The following is a 22742-nucleotide window of genomic DNA, read 5'->3' as shown; positions in this document are numbered from 1 at the left end:
ACTGGGATAAAAATGTTCGCACCGTTCCACATGAATCGTCAGGGACGGGGATTTGCCCGGCTGAAAGGCTGCCCGCAGCTTTGTCCTCGGCCGCTGATGGCATTGCATTTGGTGACACGGGCTGGAAACCGGGTTTCCCGTCCTGTGGTGGAGGAGGGACATTGTGAGCTGGCAAGACAACTCTTATGTGCCGGTCATCGACTTTTTCAACCACCCTCCTATGCAAGACGCCGTGGTGCTTCAACCACAGAATCGCGCCGTCCGCGGTGACGGCATCCACGATTCCTTGGTCCATGAGGCGGTCTCTGTCCCAAACTTCCACCTTCAGACCCGTGACCACAGTCCAGTCGTCGACCGGCTTCCATGCTGCCCTCGACGGCATCACAAAACAGACTTCATTTGTCGGCCGATAAAATCGGTGACTGTGCGGGATGAAATGCGCGAGGCAGCATCCAGCACCTTGGCGTCCTTTCCCACCAAGACTCGAAAGCTGCCCTTCTCCAGGCCCTGGATAATTTTGGCGGCAGTTGCTTCGGGTGTGGTGGCAGGTGCCTTCCTTCCTTTGGGATCAATTGCTTTGACCCCAGAGTTGCCGCTGATGTCGGTGCTGATGTTTCCCGGGAAAACAGTCGTAACGGCAACAGATGTGCCGCTCAGCTCCTGGTAAAGGCCCTCACTGAACTGCTTGACTGCTGCCTTTGTTGCTCCATAAAAAGTCTGGCCTGCAAAAGGCAACAACGCGGAGAGGCTGGAGATGTTCACGATTGCTGCCGCCGGCCGCTCCAGCAAAGCAGGCAGGAGAGTCTTACACATGTTCACCGTGCCCCAAAGGTTCACGTTCATAACCCGCTCAAAATCATCGAATGTCAGATCAGCCACCGGCACGAAGCGGTGGATGATACCCGCCACGTTGATAAGGCCATCGACCTGTCCGTGAACGCTGATCACGTCATCTAGTAGTGCCGCAACCGCATGACGGTCCGTCACGTTTGTTACGTGAGTACTCAGTTCGCCATCAGAAGCGGCCAGCGCCTTCGTCCCAGCTAGAGCATCAGCGCTCAGGTCAACGGCTGCGATTTTTGCTCCGCGACGAAGGAGCCCTAGAACCACCTGGCGGCCGATACCATTGCCGCCGCCTGTGACTACGAAGGTCTTGCCTTGAATCTGCATGTCCATTTCCTTCTTTTGAAGATGAGTTCCTAGTGCTTTGAAGCTGTCCCAAGGATAGAACGAAATTGTTGCATGCGTCACAATTTCGAGATAACCTTTTGAGTACCGAAGCAGTCTCGGCGTCGTCGCCCCACCTGGGACCACGACGGAAATGGCACCGCTGCCCCCACCCCCGGGTCGGCAGCCATCGAGCGCATCAGTAGCTGGCTCGTACTTCGAGCAGTCGTCTAAGCGGCCGAGAGCGCCTTCGGCAGTCAACTACTCGAAGGAATTCCCCCGAATGAAGACGAAAAAAACACTAGCCATGCTCGCGGCAGTCAGTCTTGGACTGACAATGTCGGCATTCTCTACCCAAAGCGCAACCGCCACAACACCGAGCCCAACCTCGGATGTGCATCTCGGGGAGGAGGGTATCGGCTCTCTTCGCGAGGAGGCAGCGAAAGCCGGGCTCATCATCGGATCCGGTTCTGTGAAGGGTATGACGTCAACGGCTGACGACCGGCCCTCTAACTATCTCTCTGACCCTAAGTACAGGGAGGTGCTGGCTGAGCAGTTCAACAGCCTGTCCCCCGAAAACGACATGAAGTGGAGATTCGTCCAGCCGCAGGAGGGTGTCTTTGAGTTCGAGGGGCTTGACCGGTTGGTCGCCTTCGCCGAAGAAAACGACATGGAGGTCAAGGGACACGGCCTAATCTCGTCTTGCTGTAACCCCGATTACCTTGTCGCGAAGACCAATGATCCGGTCGCGTTCCGTGCCGCTATGGTCAAGCACTTCAACGCAATCATGAAGCGCTATAAGGGCAAGATGGACCGATGGGATGTCGTAAGCGAGGCGCTGATGACGAACGGCGGTGGCCTTCAGCAAAACGATTTCTATAACGCCCTCGGCCCTGACTACATCGCAGAAGCATTCAGGATCGCGCACCGCGCGGACCCGAAGGCGAAGCTGTACCTCAACGAAAACCTGGTGGAGACAAACCCCGGGAAGCGGCAGGAACTGTACGACCTCGTCTCGGGTCTCGTCGCTGAAGGTGTCCCTGTCCACGGAATCGCCTTGCAGATGCACCAGACGATTCAGGGGCCTCCTCCTGGGGTCATCACCGAAATGTTCAACTTCTTCACCGGTTTGGGACTTGAAGTCTCCATCGCGGAACTGGACGTGCACACACTTGACCCCGTAACGCAGGCGCAAATTTACGGCGATGTGGTCACGGAGGCGCTCAACGCCGGGATCACCGAGATCAGTGTCTGGGGCTTCACGGACAAGCACCTCTACACCTGGCTTCCGGGAGCGAAGCCGTGCATCTTTGACGAGAATTACAACCCGAAGCCGGCGTACTTCGCCTTCCGCGACGCTCTGCGTAACTTCATTGCGAAGAAGACGCCACCCGCGCAGCCTGTAGGAACAGTACAAAACACCACTGACTCGGTCCTGTACTCGGCAACGCAGTAGAACTGTCAGCGAAACGACATAAAGCCCCTCTGTCCTGCTTCTAACAGGAGCGGACTTACACGCACACCGCGGCTTGACACCCCATAGGACAACGGCACTCGCATTGAGCGTCCGGAGCAATCATCGCTCCGGGCGCTCAGTGCTGCGGCGCTACCAAGCCAAGCAACCTGTTCATCACTACTTATAAGAGGGCTGAGGCCCCGGGTAAGGATCAGTCGTGACCTCAATTGAACTGACAGCCGGTGATTACACCGCAGTTGTCGACACACTGGGAGCCACCCTTTGCTCGGTAACTCACCAGTCCAGGCACTTAATTCTGACTCAAACACCCGGAAGCGAAACAGTTGATTACCGGGGTGTTGTCTGCGTGCCATGGCCCAACAGACTGGCCGACGGCAGCTACCTATTCGAGGGAACCCGCTATAACGTTCCCGTTACGGAACCAGCACGCTCCACCGCACTTCACGGACTTGCTTACGCCCGCGAATGGCAAGTGCAAACCGTAAGTGCTGCTGAAGTGGTGCTGTCACTCCAACTTGGCACAGACCCCGGCTACCCATTTCAGGTGAGCGTCGAAGCACGCTATAGCCTCTCACCAACTGGCCTAAGCAGCCATATCCGAGCCATCAATACAGGCGATACACCAGCTCCTTTTGGATCTTGCCCCACCCCTACTTAGTTGCGGGGGAAGGAAAAGTGGATGACTGGACTCTCCAACTTGATGCAGAACAATACATGACGGTCTCACCTGAACGTCTGCTGCCCACGGGGCTCACCGAAGCCAGCGCAGGTCCCTTTGATTTCCGCTCAGGACGAAAAATCGGAAGCACTGTCATCGATAACGCCTTTACTGGCGTCGCCGGCAACAACGGTCTCTGCGAAGTTCGACTAACAGCTCCAGACGGTCACGGCGTTCTTATGTCCTGGAACCCTTTCATCAAGTGGGTTCAAATTTGCACCGCAGATTTTGCCGACCGAGAACCTCGTGCAGGGTTAGCTGTAGAGCCAATGGACTGCGCTCCAGACGCATTCAATTCAGGCGCCGACTTGGTCGTTCTGCAGGGCAGGGAAGCCCACGAGCTTGAATGGAACTTGACGGCGATATGAGCGCTTCTCAAGGCACGCCCTGGTCGTTGGAAACCGAGCCAGGGCACCCGCGGTTTCAAAAATCATGGAGGGAAAGATTGTGTAAAAGCAGCGGGGCTTTGTAACGCACGGGCCGAAGTTCCACTAAGTATCCTCGTGAGCAGGCAGGTCAGGTGATGGTTCAGGCGCAGGGTGGCGCTTAGTAAGGTCTCTAGCATGAGGGAACAGAAGAACGCCGGCGTGCGTGGCCCGTATGCAAAGTCGGCTCAGCGGGCCAGTGACATCCTCGATGTTGCCGCTACTGTGTTCGCCACGCATGGCTACCACGGTGGCTCGTTGCGTGACATCTCACGGCAACTTGGCCTGAGCCTTACCAGCATCGCCCACCATTTCGGATCCAAGTACGAGCTCCTTGAGGCGGTGCTTGAGCGAGCGGACAGGACCACTCCTGGCTACGAGGAGTTCGACTTTGATGCCGCCTGTGCTGACCGGGGGGTCATGCCTGCCACCCTGGAGCGGGTTCAGTCGAGCCTTGAGCGACCTGAACTGTTGCGTCTGTTTGCCATTCTGGCTGCCGAATCCTCCGCCCCCACACATCCTGCGCATGACTGGTTTGTGGCCCGGTACCGGCGCAAGGCGAAAGAACTCGCGGCCGCCTTCGCCCACGACCAGGCCGTGGGCAGAATCAGCCCGCACCGCGACCCACACACTCTCAGCCGACTGCTCATCGGCACCTGGGACGGGATACAGCTGCAATGGCTAATCGACCCAACCGCCGACATGACCAAATCCATGACAGCGTTCTTCGAATGGGCCCTTCCGGAAGCATTCCAGAATCCCCAGAGCATCCCGGGCCGGTCTGCCACCGAGTAGTTCAACCCAAGCTGCACCTGACATTGCTATGTCCACCTGGCGCCGTCACTTCTGCTGACGCCGCCAGAGGCGCCACGATTCCAGTTCCTCCCGTTTCCGTGCATGGCCCAGGACCCCAAAGCCGACAGACTTGGCAGTGCATGCATTGCCTGGTCCGGCCAGCAGAAAGTGCGGCAAGTGTAGAACGAATCGATCACCCCTCCTTCCCCCTGAGCCGGACAGGAAAAGAAATTGTTGCATGCGTCACAATTTCGCTCTACCCTTTGAACACCGAAGCAAATCTCGGCGTCGTCGCCTTACCCGGCCACGGCGGGGCTGGCACCGCTGCCCCCAACCCCCGGGTCAGCGTCCATGAGCGTATGAGTAAATGCTTCGTATTTCGAGCCGTCATCTTGCGGAGCCGAGCACGCTCTTGACTCCCAGCGGCCCCTCTCGACATCAGATCACTGGACCGGGTCGTGCTACGTCCGCTAGATGAAGATGAAAGTCAGGGAGTGGCACCTCACCAAGCACACCTACGAATGAAACAGGAACTTATGAAAGCGATAAGCAAAGTCGCACTCGCATCAGCAGTCACCCTTACGCTGGCATTTGGGGCCACCGCGCCAGCTATGGCTTCCCCTGATACGGAACCAACAATCCGCCAGTTGGCTGAGCAAGCTGGCATCCTTTTCGGGTCCGGCTCGGTTAAGGCGTCCGAGTCCACGGCTGACGACCGGCCGGCGAACTACTTCTCGGACCCCCGGTACGGGCAGGTCCTGGCAGAGCAGTTCAACAGCTTGTCGCCGGAAAACGAGTTCAAGTGGAACATGGTGCAGCCACGCGAAGGAGTCTTTGATTTCGAAGGTCTCGACCGGATGGTTGCGTTCGCGGAAGAACACGACATGGAGGTCAAGGCCCACAGCGGGATTTCCCGCTCGTTCAACCCTGACTACCTCGTGGCAAAAACCGATCCGGCCGAGTTCCGAGAGGCGGTCGTCGACCACTTCAACACCACCATGCAGCGTTACACCGGCAAAATGGACCGCTGGGACGTCGTCACGGAGATGTTCACGACCTTCGGGGGGGAAGGGCTCGAGCACAATCTGTTTTACGAGCGCCTCGGCCCCGACTATGTCGCCGAGGCCTTCAGGATCGCCCACGCCGCAGACCCGACCGCGAAACTCTTCATCAACGAGAACATGGTCGAGTACTACCCCGCGAAGCGGCAGGAGCTCTATGACCTGGTTTCCGGAATGGTAGCCGACGGAGTTCCTATCCACGGTGTTGCCTTGCAGATGCACGAAACATTCGTCGGTCCGGCCCCCGGCGTGATCACCGACATTGTGAACGACTACAGGGCCCTCGGACTCGAGGTGACAATCGCCGAACTGGACGTCCACACATACGACCCGATCTCGCAGGCGCAGATCTACGGTGACGTTGTCGCCGAAGCCCTCGCTGCCGGCATCACCGACATCAGCACCTGGGGTTTCACCGACAAGCACCTCTACACCTGGCTACCCGGCGCGAAGCCGACAATCTTCGATGAAGAGTTCAACCCGAAGCCGGCCTACTTCGCGGTAAGAGACGCACTGCAGTCCTTCGTGTACAACGACAGGGCACCGGGCAAGGGGAAATTGTCGAGCACGAGCGGATCCAGCAATGGGCTTCACGACGGCAACTACACCGTGACGATGAACCTGGCGAATGGAACACCGGGCAGCTACTACCGCCTGTACGAGAACGATGTTCTTGTCGCCGCTCAGCAGCTGAACGCTGTCGACGTGAAGACGCAGTCAGTAGAAACGTCCTTCACCGAGAAACCGGTGGGAACATACACCTACCGTGCCGAACTCATCAACTCCGAAGGGGTGACCCAGACCACCACCACAAAGGTCAAGGTCAAGGACACAGCCCCGGGAAAGCCGGACAACAAGTAATTTCACCGCTCCTTGCGAACCTGCCGCGGGGCCCCGAGATCAGCGGGGCCCCGCGGCAGACACTCACCACTCGAGGAGGTGCCCATCGCCCAAAAGCGTGCCATCGAACAAATGACAGCCCAAAAGACGGAGCCCAGTGATTATCGCTGCGGGTTCCGCCTCCAAGGAAGGCAGGTTCCACCACAACTCGCTTAGGTGCACGATGTGGGCGACCTCGCAGACTCCATCCGTAGCGGTGAAGCGGCAGTAACAGGGAAGCACGAACTGCTAGCTGGACTACACCCCAAGCTGACTCACGGCTCCTTGCCTGGCCCTCGGTACAACCGGAATTAGTCTACGTTTGAACGAGAAGTCCGGTCCGGCCGCTCACAGCCGCGGACAATTCTCATAGGGTTTCCACCGCGACTGCTACAAGGGAGCTACCCCAGCGGCTCCTACTTCCAGCCGTGGATAACCTGAATTGACCCCAACGATGGACGGATCAGAGTTGCCACCAGTTTCGCCGCATGATTAGTAAGCACGGGTTTGCCGACCGAGACAGCTTGAACGGAATACCACTATCGGCCTGGCCTATTGCGAATTCGCGGGGGGATTGCCAAGCGGAGCATGCCCTAGCGTCCGGGGCGGCGATCTGCGGCCGACGCTGGCCGGGTCGACCTTGCGGTGAGCCTATCCAGTTCCCCTGACACGGGAACAACGGCCCAAAGTCCGCGCTAGGCCTTGTAGAAGTTGGGCAGGTCAAATTTATGCATCTTTCTTTTGCGAAAGACGAACAGTCCATCATCGTGGTGGAACATTGCGCGTCCTTTGCCGTCGTTTTGGAACAGCCATAGGACGCTGCCATCCAATGCCAGCATGTCGACGTATCCTGAGGTGACTTCTTTGCCGTCGACCTGGAGGGTGATCTCGTCGTTACGGAAGAGCTTGGCCCAGTCGGGCATTGGCTCCAAAGGCGGGACCATGTTTTTCGGCTGAGACGGATTGGGCGGGAGCGGGCTACGGACCTGATCCCTCCCGAGACGGACAACCTTCTTATGGCGGTGCAAGTCGTTGGACAACATGTTTCCTTTAGTAGGGCAGACAATGAAGACCTGCTATAAACCGACAATATTCAGGACGGGGTGGGTCTGAGTTCCGGTGGTGGCAACTCTGGCGTGGGAAGATTGGGTGCGCTCAAAGGCCTACTTCGCAAGTTGGCAAACGTCCCGGATGTAAGGGCTATTAGGCGCAGGTTTCGCGCCGGAACACTGGCGCTGGAGTTACCTACTTTTGGAGTCAGATGCTGGTACTTCGTGATCTTGAGCAGTTCGTAGTTCTCGCGGACGAACTGAACTTCAGGCATGCTGCTGCGCGGCTTCACGTCTCGCAGCCAACGTTGACTCAGACAATTCAGCGGCTTGAACGGTTTGTGGGTTCCTCTCTTATCGAGCGTACGACCCGTCAAAGCCGCTTAACGGAGGCCGGCCAAACGCTGGCACGAGGGGCACGGCTGCTACTTCGGGACGCTGAAACTCTGGCACGAGATGTCAGACATGTGGCGGCCGGCCGACGGCGTCAGTTGCGTTTGGGTGCAGTTAATCCGGCACTGCGCCGCATGGTGCCCAACGTACTTCACGATGTGCATACGCAGTACCCGGACTTGCGTATCAGTCTGCATCCGATGGCTTCACATCAGCAGCTGCGGGCTTTGCGGGAGTCGAGGATTGATATAGCCATTGTGCGGACCGCGGAGTCTCTTCCAGGGTTTGTCAGTGAAATTTTGATGCATGAACCTCTCTTCGCTGTTCTTCCCTCGGACCACGCACTTGCAGGTCAGTCGAGTGTGGACCTGGAGCAGCTGAATGGTTTGGACTTCGTTATGGCGCCCCGCGACCGCAACCCGGAGTTTTACGATGAGCTGATCAGTCTGTATACCCGCCGTAACTGTTCGCCTGCGACCATTACGGAAGCTGACAATATGCATGCCCAGCTGGCTTTGGTGGGGGCTGGTGTTGGGGTGGCCGTGCAACCGCTCTTGTTTGTTGATCGGGACCGGAGTGATATTGTCTTCCGGCCTGTCAATGAGGAACTGCGGATTCCGCTTCAGCTGCTTCGGCCGGCTTCTGATGAAACGGAGATAACCCGGGCCTTCCTCACGAGTGCCCGTGCTTGCACCCAGGCACTCGTGGCGGATGCGCAGGAATAGGACCGGCCGGTTTAGGACCCGACGTGAATGCTCTCTTCTGCTGCCCCGGTCTGGACTCTGCGCTTTCGCACCGCCGAGAAGGTCGAGGCCCCGATCAGCAGTACGGACACGGCGATCAGCGCGAGGGAGCCGGGGCGCTGAAGGAAGACCAGGAATCCGTCGTCTCCGAGGAGAAGCGACTGACGGAGTGAGGTCTCCAGAAGTCCTCCCAGAATGAAGGCCAAGACCAGCGGACCTGGGGGGAAGCCCCAGATGCGCATGAAGTAGCCGACGACGCCGAAGAAGAGTGCCACCCACATGTTCCACGTGTTGTTATCGATTGTGTAGACGCCGACGAGGCTCAAGACAATGATGAACGGACTCAGCACGGCCACATCGACTCGCAGGATCTGAATCAGCAGCCCCACCAAGGGAAGGCTGAGAATCAGGAGGACCACGTTGCCCAGATACATCGAGGCGATGACCCCCCAGAAAAGATCCGGGTTTTCGGTAACCAACCTTGGTCCTGGTGTGATGCCGTTGATGAGGAGCACGCTAAAGAGCAGCGATATGGTGACGTTGAAGGGGATGCCCAAACTCAGTAGCGGAATGAAGGATGAGGTGGAGGAAGCGTTGTTAGCTGTCTCCGGCCCGGCTACTCCTTGGATGGCTCCCTTGCCGAATTCCTGAGGATTCTTGGCGAAGCGGCGTTCGGCTCCGTAGCTCAGGAGGGACGAGAGGAGGCCCCCGCCTCCCGGGACGAGCCCGACCAGTGTTCCGATGACTGAACCGCGGGCGATTGGTGCGGCGCTGTCGCGCAGGTCCTTTTGGGTGGGCCAGACTCTGCCGACCTTTTTGCTGACGAGCTCGGCTTCGGTGTCGCGTTCCCTGAGTGAGTATAGGACTTCGCCAATACCGAACAGGCCGAGCACCACGGCGACTACGTCCATTCCGTCTAGGAGCTGCAGTGAATTGCCTACAAAGCGTGCGTCGCCTGAGATGGGGTCTAGTCCGACGGTGGCAAGAAAGAGTCCTATTGCGGCTGCAACGACTGCTTTTGCGAACGCTCCGGCGCCAAGATATGCGATCAGCAACAGGCCGAGGAGTGCCAGCATGGCGTATTCCGGTGGACCAAGCTTCACTGCCAGCTCCGCGAGGGCGGGGGCGAAGAACGTCAGAGCAACCAGGGCAACGGTCGCTCCGATGAAGGAACCAATCGCGGAAATTCCCAGGGCGGGCCCGGCGCGGCCCTTACGGGCCATCTCGTATCCGTCAATTGCGGTGACGACGGACGCAGCTTCGCCTGGCAGCTTCAGCAGCACCGAGGTGACTGTTCCGCCGTACATCACGCCGGCGTAAATCCCGGCGAGGAGGATGATCGCCGTCGTGGGCTCCATCGCGTAGGTGAAGGGAAGCAATATCGAGATTGTGGTGATCGGGCCGAGGCCGGGCAGGACACCTACGACGACGCCAAGGAGGCAGCCGGCGAGGACTGCGAGGAGATTCATCGGATCCAGAGCAACACTGAACCCAAGGAGAATCGAGTCGTTCATGTAAGTTCGTTTCCTAAGGGATCGGCAGCACGGAAGCCGGGAAGGCTGTGCCGATGATGATTGCGAAGAGAATGTAGAGCAGCGCTGTGATGGTCAAGGAAGCGATGAGGATCCTCTTCCAGGACATATCGCTGAGCAACTTCATCCACGCTGACGTGACTATGAGCACCGCAGGAATCAGCCCGATGTAGCTGAAAATCAGGATGAAGGCCAGGGTCAGGGCGAAGCCCACCGCTGGCCGCTGCGAAGGGCCGACCGGTGGGAGCGCGGTGCCTCTGAAGCTTTCCCACGCTATGGTCGCCGCGGCGAGCGTCAATGCGCAAGCAATGGCAAACGGCCATAGACCCGGTCCCGGTTCACTGGTGGTCCCGACGCCCAGGGCAAGCGAGCCGCCGAGCAGTGCGATGCCACAGAGTCCGAGGACGACAGGGACCGCCATGCTGTAGAGCCGTGTTTTTGCACTGGGCTGGCCGCTACCCCGGCTCGACCGTACGTCCTCGGACTGCTTGCTCATGGAATCAGGCCCAATTCTTTCAAGATGACACCGTTCTCGTCGTAATCGGACTTGATGTCGGCAGCATATTCCTCCCCTGTGCCAAAGTCGGGCACCGCGCCTGAGGATGAAATCCGTTCAACTACCTTCGGGTCTTTAAGGGAGGCCTGCACTGCATCTGTGAGGGCCGTTACAACGTCATTGCTGAGTCCCTTGGGGCCGACAATCCCGGAGGTAATGTCTGTCGAGGCGTCAATACCGCTTTCCTTCAGGGTCGGCACCGTCTCATAGCTCGGATCCTTGACGCTGCCCAGGTTGGCCAGGATTTTCAGATCACCGGACTTCACCGACGCGACGAAGCCTTGCGGCAGGCCCGCGGCACCGTCCACGTTCTTCCCGAGAAGCGCGGTTACGGTCTCGCTACTGCTCTTGAAAGGAACCTGCTTGGTGTCCACTCCGGCGGCGGAATCGAATTTCTCCATCGCGATACTTGCCGGATTTCCGACACCCGTGGAGGCATACCGGAAAGAGCCCGGATTGGCCTTCAGATGTGCAACGAGTTCCTGGATGGTGTTCCAGGGCGCGTCAGCCCGAACGGCAAGAACAATGGGCGAGGTGGCAATGCGGGCGATCGGGGTGACGTCATCGTAGGAGTACGAGGTCTTGCCGTAGTGGGGCTGAACGGTTAGGGGGCCGCCGGCAATAAAAGCCAGCCGATAGCCGTTGGGCTCGCTGTTTACAACCGATGTCATGCCGCTGGTTCCGGCGCCGCCGGATTCGTTGAGTACGACGACGGACTGGCCGTTCAGTTCCGGTTCCATCCCTGAGATGACGGTCCGGGCCAGCTGATCCGTTGCTCCGCCGGCGTCATAAGGAACGACTGCTTCGATGGAGGCGTTGGGGTACTCTGCCTCCGTCCCTCCGCTCTGAGGCCCGGCGCCGACGGCGCAGGAGGTCACGAGCAGTCCGGCCGCAGCGAGTGTGATGGCGGCAAGTGCGCGGGAGGCGATCATCCGTCGTACCGCTTCCGGAAGAGAGGCCGCAGTTCGTCCAGGGGAACATCTTTGACAATGAGTTCTGCCATGTGCGCTTCGTTGGCGGTAATTTCTTCAACCTGGTCGATGACGTACTCGATGTGTTCGAAGGGCACACAGCAGATGCCCGAGTCGTCTGCGACGATCAGGTCGCCCGGTTCCACCCGAATGTTCCAAACCTGCACCGGGGCGTTCATCTCGATCGCTTCAATGCGGAACTTACCGGTCAGCGGGGTAATTCCTGCGCTCCATACCGGGTAGTCCAGCTTGCGGATGGTGTTCGCGTCACGGACTGCGCCGTTGACGATGCTGCCGGCCAGGCCACGTGTCTGGGCCACGGTGCAGGACTGGCCGCCCATGTTCGATACATCCAGGTTGCCGCCAGTGTCGGTGACCAACACGTCCCCGGGCTCGGCAAGGTAGTAGATGTCGCGTGTGGACATGCGGATGAAGTCTTTATCGACGTACCCCTGGGTGGGTGTCTTACGCTCGACGAGGTTGCGGATGGTCACGGCCGGGCCTACGACGCGGTGTCCGGTTGAGAGCGGCTTGAGGTAGGACGCGGGCACGGTGCCGTTGATGCCCAAACTGTCGAGGACGTCAGAGACGGTGGTTGTGAGGTCCTCGACTGCGAGGTAGCGGTCGATGATGGCGCGGGAGGGCCGTTCGAATTTTATTTTTCGAATGCGCTCCTGCGGCACCAGGCCCCATATCCGTCCGGCGCTCTGGTACTCCTCGTAATCCTGGCTGACAATGCTCAATGCGTTTTCCTTTGTTTTGCTGGGAAGTTGCCGGGTGATGAACGGCACATTGCCAGATTATGTTTGGCGAATTTATTGCACAATAGATGAATTATCAATGAATATATTGCTTGCACTAATCAATAGGTACGTAGTTGACCAGTGCAGTAAGCGGAGTTCATCGCCTCCAACCAGCACTTGAGCGGCGAAGACCCTCCAGCTGCCCGGGACACAGCATGCCAAGGCCCCCCATCGTTGCGGGAATGAGGGGCCTTGGTGTCTTTGGGCCGCAGCAGTTGCGGATGGATTCAGCTGGCGTAAGGGTCGGCGATGCCGATGTACTGGGTGTAGAGGTATTCCTCGATGCCTTCGAGGCCGCCTTCGCGTCCCAGGCCGGACTGTTTGACGCCGCCGAACGGGGCGGCGGCGTTGGAGATGACACCGGCGTTCAGGCCCAGCATGCCGGTTTCCAGCTTTTCGCCCATCCGGATGCCGCGGTTGAGGTCCCTGGTGAAGACGTAGGCAACCAGCCCGTACTCGGTGTTGTTGGCCAGCCGCACCGCATCGTCTTCGCTGCCGAAGGTGATGATCGGGGCGACGGGCCCGAAAATCTCCTCGGACAGGATCCGGGTGCCCTCGGTGACGCCCGAGAGGATGGTGGGCTGGTAGAAGTAGCCCGGGCCCTCCACCGGTCCGCCGCCCAGGACTGCCTTCGCGCCGGAGGCAACGGCGTCGGAGACCAGTTCGTGAACCTTGTCCCGGCTCTTGGCATCGATGAGCGGGCCCACCTTGGATTCCGGTTCGGTGCCGCGGGCTGTGGTCATTTCCTTCATCTTCGCGGCAAACTTCTCAGCGAACTCCGCGGCGACTGATTCGTGGACGATGAACCGGTTGGCGGCGGTGCAAGCCTCCCCCATGTTCCGCAGCTTCGCGAGCATCGCCCCTGCGACGGCGGCGTCCAGGTCCGCGTCCTCGAAGACCACGAACGGGGCGTTGCCGCCGAGCTCCATCGAGGTGCGCAGCACGGTTTCCGACGCGTCGGCCAGCAGGCGGCGGCCCACTTCGGTGGAGCCGGTGAAGGACAGCTTCCGCAGCCGGGAGTCCTTGATCAAGGGGCCGGTGGTGGCGCCAGCACTGGAGGAGGGGATGACGTTCAGGACTCCGGCGGGCAGCCCTGCTTCCTGCATGACGGCGGCGAACAGTATCGATGTCAGGGGTGTGAGTTTTGCTGGCTTGAGGACCATGGTGCAGCCGGCGGCCACTGCCGGGGCGATTTTCCGGGTGGCCATGGCCAGCGGGAAGTTCCACGGCGTGATCAGCAGGCACGGACCGACCGGCTTCTTGGTGACCAGCAAACGTGACTTACCGTCCGGGGAGACCGAGTAGCGGCCGAAGGCACGGACGGCTTCCTCGGAGAACCAGCGCAGGAACTCCGCGCCGTAGGTGACTTCGCCCCTCGCTTCCGCCAGGGGCTTGCCCATCTCCATGGTCATCAGCAGGGCGAAGTCCTCTGCCCGCTCAGTCACGAGCTCAAAGGCCCGTCGGAGGATTTCGCCTCGTTCACGTGCAGGGACCTGTGCCCAGGATTCCTGCGCGGCGACAGCGGCAGCGAGGGCGGCCATGCCATCCTCGCTGCCGGCGTCTGCGATGCTCATCAGGACTTTTCCAGTGGCAGGATCTTCGACGTCGAACGTTTTTCCGGTAGTTGCAGGCCGCCATTGGCCGTTGATAAGCAGACCGGTCGGGACGGAGTCCAGGAGATCGAGTTCTTGGATGGCGGGAACAGACATTGTTTTCCTTGGTGTTACTTAATGGATGACTGGGTACCCGCAGCACGCACTGTTGCATGCTGCAGGTACTAATGGACGGAGCGTCCTGTAAGGAGGCTGGGGCGCATCTGGCCCCGCCTGAGCTAGCTACTGGTGGGAAGGTATTGGGGGTCGTACAGTTCGCTGGCTGCGGGGATATTGGTCAGGGAAGAGTACTTTTTGGACAATTCCAGCCAGCGGTTCAGACCCTCGATGTTGATAGCAGCATCCTGGGAGTAGGCCGATTTCGCGCGGTCGAACGAAGCCTTCGCGTCCTCGATGCTGACCTGCGAGTCCTCGGACAGGATCTTCGTGGCGTCCTCGGGATGGGCCAGGACCCACTGGGCTGACTCCGCGGCAGCAGCCATAAACTTCCTGACCGTCTTGGGCTTAGCCTTCAGCGCCCGCTCACTGGACGCAAATACCTGGGCGGGCATGTCCGGAAAGTCTTCGCCAAGGACGCTCAGCGGGTGCATGCCTGCAGCCTCCGCTTTGATGTCGAAAGGCGGGACCAGCATGGCCCCTTCGACTTGTCCGGTCGTCATGGCAGCGAACTTTGCAGCCATGGTCCCGGTCGCGACGAACGTGACCTGGGAAGCATCGACGCCTTGGGAGTCGAGGTACGCGCGGGCAAGAACTTCCTCACCGCTGCCCGGACCAACAATTCCCACCTTCTTGCCGATGAGATCCTCAGCGGAGGTGATTCCAGCGGTGGTTTCCAGCCGGTACTGGACCTGGTTCAAGAGGTTGCCGATCATCGTCATCTTGCTGCCGGCAGCGGCAACAGCAACGACACCCTCGGGCAGCATGGCCGCGACATCTGCCTGGCCACTGGCAACAGCAGCAGCCGCCTCCGCGCTGGACTTGACCTTGACGAGCTCGATCTCAAGTCCGTGCTTTTCAAAGATCTTTTGGTTCTGCCCGGCAGTTACGGCAAGAAACGAGCTTCCCGTAATGGAGGAGACCAGCGTGATCTTCTCGGTTGAACTGCCGGAACTTGGACCCTCTGACGGACTGCCACAGGCCGTGGCTGTCAGCAGGCAAGCCATGACAGCGCCGAGAAGTCCGGCCATCTTCGGCCGGGTGGAGGGGTTGCGGAACATGGGAGTCTACTCGTTTTCTGTAGATAGGAATCTGCACGTCAGAAGATGGGCGGGCACGCGCCCGCCCATCTTCTGTTTACTCGCCGAGGACCGGGGTCCTCCATGGAGCGAGTTTGCGCTCCAGTACCTTGATGAGTGCCATGATGACCACCGATACAACCACCATGATCAGAACACCCGCAAGATACCGGGGGGTGTTGAAGACTTCGGCGTCTGCCCTGATGCGGTAGCCGATGCCTTCTGTGGCGGCGATGTACTCACCGACCACAACGGCGATCATGCCCTTACCGATGGCGAGGCGGAGGCCGGTGACGAAGAACGGAACCACGGATGGGAAAATGACGTCCTTTTGGATGGCCCATCCGTTCGCACCGAAGGATCTCGCAGCTCTCATCAGGGAGCTATCAGTGTTGCGGACGCCTTCCATCATGTTGATCAGTACAGGGAAGACCGCCAGGATAGCGACGTTTGCGATCTTGGAACCGATGCCGAGACCGAACCAGATGACCATCAGTGGGGTGAGGACGAGGATGGGCGTGGAGTACAGTGCGGTCACTACCGGGTCGAAGGCCCAGTAGAGGCGCTTGGAGGTTCCCAGCAGGATTCCGAGGGGTACGCCGATGCCTAGGGCGATCATCATGCCCAGGAGGAATTCGAGTCCGGTTACCCGGAGGTCCGACAGCAGCGGACCTGTGGTCAGCGAGAGGAACCCGTCCCAAATCACTGAGGGGTGACTGAAGAACAGCGGATCCCAGAGATTCATGTTGCCGGCGATTTCCCAGACCGTGAAAATTCCGATCACGGTGACGACTGGCAGCCAGCGCTTTTCGTTTTTCTTGAGCCAGCTGGGTTCGGGCCGGCGGACGGGACCGCCGGGAGAGACCGGAGCAGGTTTGGTCATGATGCTCATGGCTTCTGTCCTTCTTCACGTGCCTGAACCGTCAGGACTTCGCTCTTGAGGTGATCCCAAAGGAGATCTCGTTGTGAGTCGTAGCGCTCCCGGTACTCTGCGGAGGACTTGGGTCCAAAGTCCGGGCGGACTTCATCGCGGATCGTGCCCGGCCGGGCGGTCATCAGCAGCACACGGTCAGACATCTGGAGTGCCTCATCCAGGTTGTGCGTGACGAACACGACTGTGCGGCGTTCTTCAGCCACGAGCTTGAGAAGATCTTCACGGAGGAGCTCGGCGTTCTGGGCATCAAGTGCACCGAACGGCTCGTCCATCAGCAGCAGCCGTGGCTGGACCGCGAAAGCGCGGGCAATGCCGACCCTTTGCTGCATACCGCCCGAGATCTGATGAGGATAAAGGTCCAATGCGTGGGTCAGGCCTACGCGATTGATGTACTCCTTAGCCAGATCCAGACGTTCCTTCTTGGAAATATCAGTGCGGCGGTAGTTCAGGCCCAACAGCACATTTTCCCGGACGGTTTTCCAGGGCATCAGCGCAAAGTTTTGAAAAACCATCGCCCGTTGCTTTAGCGTGTCTTGGACCGTGGATCCGAAGATCCGCACGCTGCCGACGTCGGGGCGGACAACGCCGTCGAACATCGAGAGCAGGGTGCTCTTTCCGCAGCCGCTCGGTCCGATAAGGGAGACAAATTCCCCTTCCGTGACGTCGATGCTGATGTCTTTAAGGATGATCTCCTTGCCGTACCCGAACGTAACGTTCTGTACGGAGATCGCGATGTTCTCGGTGCCTGGCATCGCTGCTGCTGGCTCCAGTGCTTGGTGGGATGATGTGGTCATGATCATCTCACTTCCCGGGGAGGTACTGGGCGTCATAGATGTCACTGATCGCCGGAATTTTCGGCAGCGAGGCGTACTTCTCTGAGAGTTCCAGCCACTTGGCCAGGCCCTCATCGCTGATGGCGCCGTTCACGGAGTACGCATCCTTGGCCCGGTCGAAGGACGCCTTAGCCTCTTCGGGGCTGATTTGGGCGTCCGTGGCCAGGATGGTGGCCGCGTCTTCCGGGTGGTCAACGACCCACTGGGCTGACTCCGTGGCGGCAGTCATGAATTTCTTCACGGTCTCTGCATTGGCGCTCAGGGAACGATCGCTGGATGCGAAGACCTGTGCCGGAATGTCCGGGAAGTCTTCGCGGAGGATGCTCAGCGCATGCATGCCGGCGTCCTCGGCTTTGAGGTCGTATGGAGGCACGAGCATCGCGCCTTCGATTTGTCCTGTGGTTAGGGCGGCCAGCTGGGCAGGCTGAGGGCCCGTTGCCACAAACGTAACCTGCGAGGGGTCCACGCCGTTCTCAGCCAAATAGGCTTTGGCCAGGATTTCGGAACCGTTGCCGGGCCCGACGACGCCGACCTTTTTACCTGCGAGGTCCTGCGCGGATTTGATGGATTCAGGCACTTCCAGACGGTGCTGGACCTGGTCCAGGAGGTTGCCGACCATCTTCATCTTGCTTCCCGCGGCCACGACTGCGACCACCCCTTCGGGCACCATGGCTGCGATATCGGCCTGCCCGCTGGCGATGGCTGCGGCAGCCTCGGCACTGGACTTTACCTTGATGAGCTCAATTTCCACGCCGTGCTTTGCGAAGATTTTCTGGTCCAGGCCAGCTGTCACCGCCAGGAAGGAACTGCCGGTGATCGAGGATACCAACGTGATTTTAGTGCTTCCTTCGGTGGACCCCGGCTGTGCGGCCGGCGCAGTGCCGCCGCAGCCTGTGGCGGCAAGGGCAAGCGCGGCCATGGCGCCGATAAGGCCCGCCGAGCGGCGGGTCATAACGAACGATTTCAGGTGATTTTTCATACCAAGTGCTCCTTTGCGCATGGTGAAGGTCTGCATGATGAGTTATTTCGCCGCTGCTGGGGCGGTGTCCATGTCACTGAACAGCACGCCTCCACGGGCAAGGTCGGTCCGCTCAATTTCAAAGAAAGTGATACGAACACCTTCGGGCTTGATTCCAAGTGCCGAGACTGCGGCTTCGGTGATTCCGCTGACGAGCTCGCGGCGCTGGTCGAGGGTACGGCCTTTGAAGATTTCAATCGAGATGTTAGGCATTTTGTTATTTCCTACTGTTAGATGCTGATGTTTGGCCGGCTGGCCGATTAGACGGTGGCCGGTGTCCGGCCGGTTGGATTTGATGTCTCGCTGAAGAGGCTTCTGATCCGGGGTGTCTGATCAAGCGCCCACAGGTGGCGGCTGAGGGCTTCGGGATCCCAGGGCGTTGTCGAGTAGCCAAGGCAGTCGTTGAACTTTTCCTGGATCTCCTGATCGGTGAGGGGATCCAGGGTGAAGCCGTGAGGCATATCGGCCCTGGTGCTCGTGCGGTTGCCGTCGCTGAATTCGACGTCGACCGTGGCGTACCAACGCGTGAACTCCGGGGGCCCGATCGGCGGGACGGGGTTCTCGTGGGTTCTGACCTTTCTCAGCAGTTGCTGCAGGTCCGGGCGCTGAACGGTGGAGTCCGTGAACGTATTAAGTGACGGAGCGCCATCGCTCAGAGCCGCAGCTACGGTGTACTCCAGGCTGAACTTCGCCTGCAGCCCCGTCTCGGGCAGGTGGTGAATAGGTCCGACGAGACCCGTGGGCTGGACAGTGACATCCACGGAAACGATGGATTCCGGGTCGAGTCCTTTACCCCGCAGGTCGGTGGCGGCCCGCGCCGCCGGGTGAACCGCGTAGCAGGCGGGAAACGTCTTGACGTTCAGTCCCCTGGTTATAACGGTCCAGCGTTCTTCCAGTACCGGCTCCACCTTGGTCAGGTCCGGGTTGACACCAAAGACGTGGAAGAACCCGAGCGGTGCCTCCAGCTGGTCCGGGTCGGCGTCATAGCCCCTTACTGCGAGGTCGACGGCCAGCACGGCGTTCGAGGCCGCCAAGCCGGCGTGCAGCGGCTTGGTGATGAAGCCACAGTTCTGGCGGCTTCCCCCTGCCATGGACGCTGCGATACCGAGGGCGTGACGGGTCTGCAGCAGCGTGAGCTGGCGAAGACGTGCCACCGCTGCTGTCGCCCCGATGACTCCGACGGTGCTGGTTGCATGCCAGCCGTTTGCCCAGTGGGCGCGGACGGGCAGTCCGGCGGAGATGGCACACATGACCTGGTGGCCGATAACGTAGGCGTCCAGAATGTCGCGGCCTGACGCGTCCGCTGCCTCACCGGCTGCGAGGAGGGCGGGGATCAGAACGACGCTGGGGTGGCCGTTGGTGTCCACCAAATGGTCATCGTAATCGTCGGCGTGACCCGCCGTGGCATTGAGCAAAGCGGCGGTGTGCGCCGGCGCCATTTCTCCTGTCGCCAGGACGGTGGCGCCGTGGCCAACGCTTGCAGGGGTCATGACGGCTTCCATCAACGCCGTGGAGGCGATGTCATGGGTTCCGAGTACGGCGACGGCCACAGTATCGACTAATGCACGGGTTGCCATGTGGCGTGCCGCGTCTGTGATGTCGGCTGATTCGGTGCAGATCGCGAACTCGGCGATGGACCTGGTGATCTTCGGTGTTTGGCTCATCGTCAGATCACTGCTCCTGTCATTGTGCGTGCCGAGCGAAGGCCGCTCACCGCGGTGGACATGAGCCGTGACTGGGCAGAGAGGAGAAGGCTGGCACCGCGTTCGATTGCAGCGCCGGTTTGTTCCGGGTTGCTGGCGGACATGCCAACGACCTTTCCGGCTGCCAGGGAACGGGTCACGATGTCCTTGATGACATCCTGGACGCGGTCATCGAGGACTTCGCCGGGAATGCCGAGACTCGCTGACAGGTCAAACGCGCCGACGAAGACGGCGTCGACAGCCTCGGCTGCGAGGATGTCATCGAGCACCGCGACAGCCTCGACACTTTCGATATGGACGATCAGGGCCACGCTGTCCCGGGTGTCCTTGGTGAGCTGCTGGTAGCCGCCGGGGTAGTGGCCGAAGTTGCTGTTGCGGCAGCGGCCAAGTCCCCGTAGCCCCTCCGGTGCAAAACCGCAGGCCTTCACGACGTTGTCTACGTCCTGACGGGAACGGACGTGGGCTATCTGCAAGGCTGCCACTCCGGCGTCGAGGTATCTGCCGATGCTTTCCGGGTCCGCTGATGTCTTGACGACAAGGGCACCGCCGCCAGCCTTGCAGGCCCTGGCCAAGTCGACAATTTGCGGGCCGGTCACGGACACGTGTTCGGTGTCCACGGCGACTCCATCGACGCCAAGCTCGGAAAGGAACTCTGCAGCTGAGGGTTCAGGAAAGTCCAGCGTGGTCACGAAGACGGGAGTGCCCGACAGGAGGCGGGACCGGAATGCGTTGCGGCTCATGACTGGACGGACTCACGGAAAGGGTGCAGCGGGAGGCCGGCGGCGGGCCAGTCTGCTTCGAGGACTTGGCCGTTGTCGGAATCGGTCACAGCCAGCGTTCCGGAAGACGAGATGGCGACGTTGGTGTACTTCTGGCCGTCTCCGATTTTGATGACCTCCAGGAGGGTGCCTTCGGGGCTGTAGACCTGTAGGTCGCCGGGAGCCGTTCCGGTGATGGCACCGATCACAAGGTTTCCGTCGACATCCCAGGCGAATCCATCCGGGCGTCCGTGATCAAGCTGGACATGCACTTCGGGCTCGCCGAGACGCTCGCCGGGAACGAACGGGAAGCGCAGGATGCGTCCTTCCCCGCCCTGGGCGACAAAGATGCTGTCGTTGTCGGCGCTGAAGCCAATCCCGTTGGGGAACCAGTCGACGCTGAGCAGCAGTTGCGCTTCACCAGTGGTGATGTCGATGCGCCACAGCCGTCCGTCGTCGCGGCGGGGGCCGCGGGTGGGGTCGGTCACGTAGAGGTAGCCGTCCGGGCCGAAGCAAAGATCGTTGGGGTAAATCGGGTCAGTGGTGAGCGTGACGACGGTACCGTCGGGGTGGATGGCCTGGACGCCTCCGGACACGCCTTCGGTCCGGTTGGCCGGCCACTGTCCGCCGTTCTGGGCCACGTAGATGATGCCGTCCAGGCCCTCTGCGGCACCGTTCGGTCCTGCGCCGGTTCGTCCCAGCACGTTCGTTGTGCCGTTCGAAGTTTCGTAGACGACGCCCTGATCGATTGAGACGAAGGCCAAAGTTCCGCGCTGAGTGTAGACGGGGCCTTCGGTAAATCCGACGCCTGTGGCAACGGTCTGAAAATCCATGAGTATTCCTCGGGGGTAATTTTGGGGGCTGGTCAGGAGGGGTATTCCCTGTGACGAAGCTGACAAAACAACCGTAAGTCTGAGTGATACATCGAAACAATCGATTAGAGCCGATCAATCGATCGAATAGTTCGGATGATCTATTCGGAGATTTGCCCGCTCTTAAACTGGCGGGCCACAGCAATGGCCGCTTTCACGGCCGGCGAATCACTTTCAGGCGACCAGGCCATGTGAAGGGCAATTTTCGGTAAAGGACCCCTGAGAGGAACAAACACCACGTCCCGACGAGGGGCATAGCGGAAGGAGTCTGGCTGGACAGAGACGCCAAGTCCCGAGGCGATGAGTGCGAGCTGGGTAGCCATATCGTGGCTCTCGATGATGCGGCGTGGGCTGCACCCGTGCCGGTAGCAGGTGGCGATGAGAACGTCATAGAGGTCGGGATTGGAGATACGCGGCCAATAGACGAAGTCCTCCCCGTCAAGATCCTGGATCTCCAGGAATTCCGCAGCTGCATGCCTGTGCGTGGTCGGCAACAGAGCCGTCAGCGGCTCCTCAAGCACCTTCTCCAACCGGACCCCACGTACGTGCTGGACGCTGCGCACAAAGCCCAAGTCGATCTGGCCCTGCGATAGCTGGCGCAACTGAACTGCGGTGCTCAGTGACGCAATAGTGATCTCAAGGTCCGGGCTTTGACGCCGAAGCTCCTTAAGGAGGTGCGGCACCAAGTAGTTCATAGCGGGACCTACTGCACCGATACGTAAAGTCCCCTGCCGGCCGGCAGCTACGGCAGAAACCTGGCTCTGAACCCTATCCAGTTCATCCAGAAGCCGTTTGGAGCCTTCGAGGAGGGCTTCTCCCGCGGCCGTGAGCTGCACGGATCTGCTGGTCCGGGATAGCAGTTCGGTCCCGAAGTGAGTTTCAAGGGCACGGACCTGATCACTAACCGTTGACTGGGAAACCCCCAGATGCCTCGCGGCCTTACCAAAATGGAGATCCTCGGCCACAGCCGAAAAGACCCGTAACTGCTTGAATTCCATAGTCTTGAGCCTAACCAACGCCTACCGCAATCAGTCCGCGCCGTGGGACAGGGCATTCGCAATTTCTGTCGCTTCCCCCACTGGGAAGCTATTCAACTCGTCCCCTATGTGTACGCCACGTCCCATTTCCAACCCTTCGTGGCATCTGAAGAACGTGCACGACCAAGGCCTGTTTGGAGTCGGCAGAGGTGGAGCGGTCTATGGTGTAG

22 protein-coding genes are annotated in these 22742 nt (G+C 59.9%); 6 read left to right on the top strand and 16 right to left on the bottom strand.

What is annotated here, in order from left to right; translation table 11 throughout:
* Positions 1 to 381 precede the first annotated feature (381 nt).
* The gene (locus tag AC5RV1_RS04255) at positions 382 to 1251 is read right to left on the bottom strand and encodes an SDR family NAD(P)-dependent oxidoreductase (protein WP_493993664.1); all 870 of its coding nucleotides are present in this window, start codon (positions 1249 to 1251) and stop codon (positions 382 to 384) included.
* Positions 1252 to 1450: 199 nt separating this feature from the next.
* Here AC5RV1_RS04255 and AC5RV1_RS04250 point away from each other — a divergent pair, with 199 nt between their 5' ends.
* The 5 genes from AC5RV1_RS04250 (at position 1451) to AC5RV1_RS04230 (ending at position 6504) form a co-directional block, all read left to right on the top strand.
* Positions 1451 to 2623, top strand: coding sequence for an endo-1,4-beta-xylanase (locus AC5RV1_RS04250; protein ID WP_493993663.1), 1173 nt, complete (start codon positions 1451 to 1453; stop codon positions 2621 to 2623).
* 217 nt (positions 2624 to 2840) lie between these two features.
* Positions 2841 to 3302 carry an aldose epimerase family protein gene (locus AC5RV1_RS04245; RefSeq protein ID WP_493993662.1) on the top strand — a complete coding sequence of 154 codons (462 nt, stop codon included), beginning with the start codon at positions 2841 to 2843 and terminating at the stop codon, positions 3300 to 3302.
* Complete coding sequence (locus tag AC5RV1_RS04240; protein ID WP_493993661.1) at positions 3284 to 3730, top strand: aldose epimerase family protein; 447 nt, start codon at positions 3284 to 3286, stop codon at positions 3728 to 3730. Before AC5RV1_RS04245 ends, AC5RV1_RS04240 begins: the two co-directional genes overlap by 19 nt.
* A 195-nt stretch (positions 3731 to 3925) precedes the next feature.
* Positions 3926 to 4582, top strand: a complete 657-nt coding sequence (locus tag AC5RV1_RS04235) for a TetR/AcrR family transcriptional regulator (protein WP_493993660.1) — start codon at positions 3926 to 3928, stop codon at positions 4580 to 4582.
* A gap of 647 nt (positions 4583 to 5229) precedes the next feature.
* A complete protein-coding gene (locus AC5RV1_RS04230; protein WP_493993659.1) occupies positions 5230 to 6504 on the top strand; it encodes an endo-1,4-beta-xylanase in 1275 nt (424 codons plus the stop codon).
* A 713-nt stretch (positions 6505 to 7217) separates the two neighbouring features.
* Here the strand turns inward: AC5RV1_RS04230 and AC5RV1_RS04225 are convergent.
* A complete protein-coding gene (locus tag AC5RV1_RS04225; protein WP_493993658.1) occupies positions 7218 to 7565 on the bottom strand; it encodes a hypothetical protein in 348 nt (115 codons plus the stop codon).
* A gap of 218 nt (positions 7566 to 7783) precedes the next feature.
* Here AC5RV1_RS04225 and AC5RV1_RS04220 point away from each other — a divergent pair, with 218 nt between their 5' ends.
* Entirely contained in the window at positions 7784 to 8689 is a 906-nt protein-coding gene (locus tag AC5RV1_RS04220; RefSeq protein WP_493993657.1) for a LysR family transcriptional regulator, read from the top strand.
* Between the two features lie 11 nt (positions 8690 to 8700).
* Here the strand turns inward: AC5RV1_RS04220 and AC5RV1_RS04215 are convergent, their stop codons facing one another.
* The 14 genes from AC5RV1_RS04215 to AC5RV1_RS04150 form a co-directional block, all read right to left on the bottom strand.
* The gene (locus AC5RV1_RS04215; RefSeq protein WP_493993656.1) at positions 8701 to 10221 is read right to left on the bottom strand and encodes a tripartite tricarboxylate transporter permease; all 1521 of its coding nucleotides are present in this window, start codon (positions 10219 to 10221) and stop codon (positions 8701 to 8703) included.
* A gap of 13 nt (positions 10222 to 10234) precedes the next feature.
* Complete coding sequence (locus AC5RV1_RS04210) at positions 10235 to 10735, bottom strand: tripartite tricarboxylate transporter TctB family protein (RefSeq protein ID WP_493993655.1); 501 nt, start codon at positions 10733 to 10735, stop codon at positions 10235 to 10237.
* A complete protein-coding gene (locus tag AC5RV1_RS04205) occupies positions 10732 to 11727 on the bottom strand; it encodes a Bug family tripartite tricarboxylate transporter substrate binding protein (protein WP_493993654.1) in 996 nt (331 codons plus the stop codon). The genes AC5RV1_RS04210 and AC5RV1_RS04205 overlap by 4 nt, the downstream gene beginning before the upstream one ends.
* Complete coding sequence (locus AC5RV1_RS04200) at positions 11724 to 12509, bottom strand: RraA family protein (protein WP_493993653.1); 786 nt, start codon at positions 12507 to 12509, stop codon at positions 11724 to 11726. Before AC5RV1_RS04200 ends, AC5RV1_RS04205 begins: the two co-directional genes overlap by 4 nt.
* Before the next feature lie 287 nt (positions 12510 to 12796).
* Positions 12797 to 14278, bottom strand: coding sequence for an NAD-dependent succinate-semialdehyde dehydrogenase (locus AC5RV1_RS04195; protein WP_493993652.1), 1482 nt, complete (start codon positions 14276 to 14278; stop codon positions 12797 to 12799).
* Positions 14279 to 14400: 122 nt separating this feature from the next.
* Positions 14401 to 15399 (bottom strand): ABC transporter substrate-binding protein, encoded by a 999-nt coding sequence (locus AC5RV1_RS04190; RefSeq protein ID WP_493993651.1) that lies wholly within the window; start codon positions 15397 to 15399, stop codon positions 14401 to 14403.
* Positions 15400 to 15475: 76 nt separating this feature from the next.
* Complete coding sequence (locus tag AC5RV1_RS04185; RefSeq protein ID WP_493993650.1) at positions 15476 to 16309, bottom strand: ABC transporter permease; 834 nt, start codon at positions 16307 to 16309, stop codon at positions 15476 to 15478.
* On the bottom strand, positions 16306 to 17145 hold the full coding sequence (locus AC5RV1_RS04180; protein WP_493993649.1) for an ABC transporter ATP-binding protein: 840 nt from the start codon (positions 17143 to 17145) through the stop codon (positions 16306 to 16308). The genes AC5RV1_RS04185 and AC5RV1_RS04180 overlap by 4 nt, the downstream gene beginning before the upstream one ends.
* A gap of 7 nt (positions 17146 to 17152) precedes the next feature.
* Entirely contained in the window at positions 17153 to 18163 is a 1011-nt protein-coding gene (locus AC5RV1_RS04175; RefSeq protein WP_493993648.1) for an ABC transporter substrate-binding protein, read from the bottom strand.
* A gap of 42 nt (positions 18164 to 18205) precedes the next feature.
* A complete protein-coding gene (locus AC5RV1_RS04170) occupies positions 18206 to 18415 on the bottom strand; it encodes a tautomerase family protein (RefSeq protein WP_028271786.1) in 210 nt (69 codons plus the stop codon).
* A 47-nt stretch (positions 18416 to 18462) separates the two neighbouring features.
* Positions 18463 to 19866: an MmgE/PrpD family protein gene (locus tag AC5RV1_RS04165; RefSeq protein ID WP_493993647.1), complete on the bottom strand. Its 1404-nt coding sequence runs from the start codon at positions 19864 to 19866 to the stop codon at positions 18463 to 18465.
* Positions 19867 to 19868: 2 nt separating this feature from the next.
* A complete protein-coding gene (locus tag AC5RV1_RS04160) occupies positions 19869 to 20645 on the bottom strand; it encodes an HpcH/HpaI aldolase family protein (protein ID WP_493993646.1) in 777 nt (258 codons plus the stop codon).
* A complete protein-coding gene (locus tag AC5RV1_RS04155) occupies positions 20642 to 21496 on the bottom strand; it encodes an SMP-30/gluconolactonase/LRE family protein (RefSeq protein WP_493993645.1) in 855 nt (284 codons plus the stop codon). The genes AC5RV1_RS04160 and AC5RV1_RS04155 overlap by 4 nt, the downstream gene beginning before the upstream one ends.
* A gap of 140 nt (positions 21497 to 21636) precedes the next feature.
* Positions 21637 to 22533 carry a LysR family transcriptional regulator gene (locus AC5RV1_RS04150; RefSeq protein WP_493993644.1) on the bottom strand — a complete coding sequence of 299 codons (897 nt, stop codon included), beginning with the start codon at positions 22531 to 22533 and terminating at the stop codon, positions 21637 to 21639.
* Positions 22534 to 22742: the final 209 nt, after the last annotated feature.

This window comes from Arthrobacter sp. Hb9-2 (assembly GCF_059091165.1).
The sequence above is the reverse complement of the archived record's forward strand: the minus strand, read 5'-3'. Positions and strand labels throughout refer to the sequence as shown.

Coding starts and splice junctions, on each gene's coding strand:
- AC5RV1_RS04210 (WP_493993655.1), bottom strand. CDS start 10,735: ATGAGCAAGCAGTCCGAGGACGTACGGTCGAGCCGGGGTAGCGGCCAG.
- AC5RV1_RS04170 (WP_028271786.1), bottom strand. CDS start 18,415: ATGCCTAACATCTCGATTGAAATCTTCAAAGGCCGTACCCTCGACCAG.
- AC5RV1_RS04235 (WP_493993660.1), top strand. CDS start 3,926: ATGAGGGAACAGAAGAACGCCGGCGTGCGTGGCCCGTATGCAAAGTCG.
- AC5RV1_RS04155 (WP_493993645.1), bottom strand. CDS start 21,496: ATGGATTTTCAGACCGTTGCCACAGGCGTCGGATTTACCGAAGGCCCC.
- AC5RV1_RS04195 (WP_493993652.1), bottom strand. CDS start 14,278: ATGTCTGTTCCCGCCATCCAAGAACTCGATCTCCTGGACTCCGTCCCG.
- AC5RV1_RS04205 (WP_493993654.1), bottom strand. CDS start 11,727: ATGATCGCCTCCCGCGCACTTGCCGCCATCACACTCGCTGCGGCCGGA.
- AC5RV1_RS04250 (WP_493993663.1), top strand. CDS start 1,451: ATGAAGACGAAAAAAACACTAGCCATGCTCGCGGCAGTCAGTCTTGGA.
- AC5RV1_RS04185 (WP_493993650.1), bottom strand. CDS start 16,309: ATGAGCATCATGACCAAACCTGCTCCGGTCTCTCCCGGCGGTCCCGTC.
- AC5RV1_RS04180 (WP_493993649.1), bottom strand. CDS start 17,145: ATGACCACATCATCCCACCAAGCACTGGAGCCAGCAGCAGCGATGCCA.
- AC5RV1_RS04160 (WP_493993646.1), bottom strand. CDS start 20,645: ATGAGCCGCAACGCATTCCGGTCCCGCCTCCTGTCGGGCACTCCCGTC.
- AC5RV1_RS04150 (WP_493993644.1), bottom strand. CDS start 22,533: ATGGAATTCAAGCAGTTACGGGTCTTTTCGGCTGTGGCCGAGGATCTC.
- AC5RV1_RS04190 (WP_493993651.1), bottom strand. CDS start 15,399: ATGTTCCGCAACCCCTCCACCCGGCCGAAGATGGCCGGACTTCTCGGC.
- AC5RV1_RS04225 (WP_493993658.1), bottom strand. CDS start 7,565: ATGTTGTCCAACGACTTGCACCGCCATAAGAAGGTTGTCCGTCTCGGG.
- AC5RV1_RS04220 (WP_493993657.1), top strand. CDS start 7,784: ATGCTGGTACTTCGTGATCTTGAGCAGTTCGTAGTTCTCGCGGACGAA.
- AC5RV1_RS04175 (WP_493993648.1), bottom strand. CDS start 18,163: ATGAAAAATCACCTGAAATCGTTCGTTATGACCCGCCGCTCGGCGGGC.
- AC5RV1_RS04165 (WP_493993647.1), bottom strand. CDS start 19,866: ATGAGCCAAACACCGAAGATCACCAGGTCCATCGCCGAGTTCGCGATC.
- AC5RV1_RS04215 (WP_493993656.1), bottom strand. CDS start 10,221: ATGAACGACTCGATTCTCCTTGGGTTCAGTGTTGCTCTGGATCCGATG.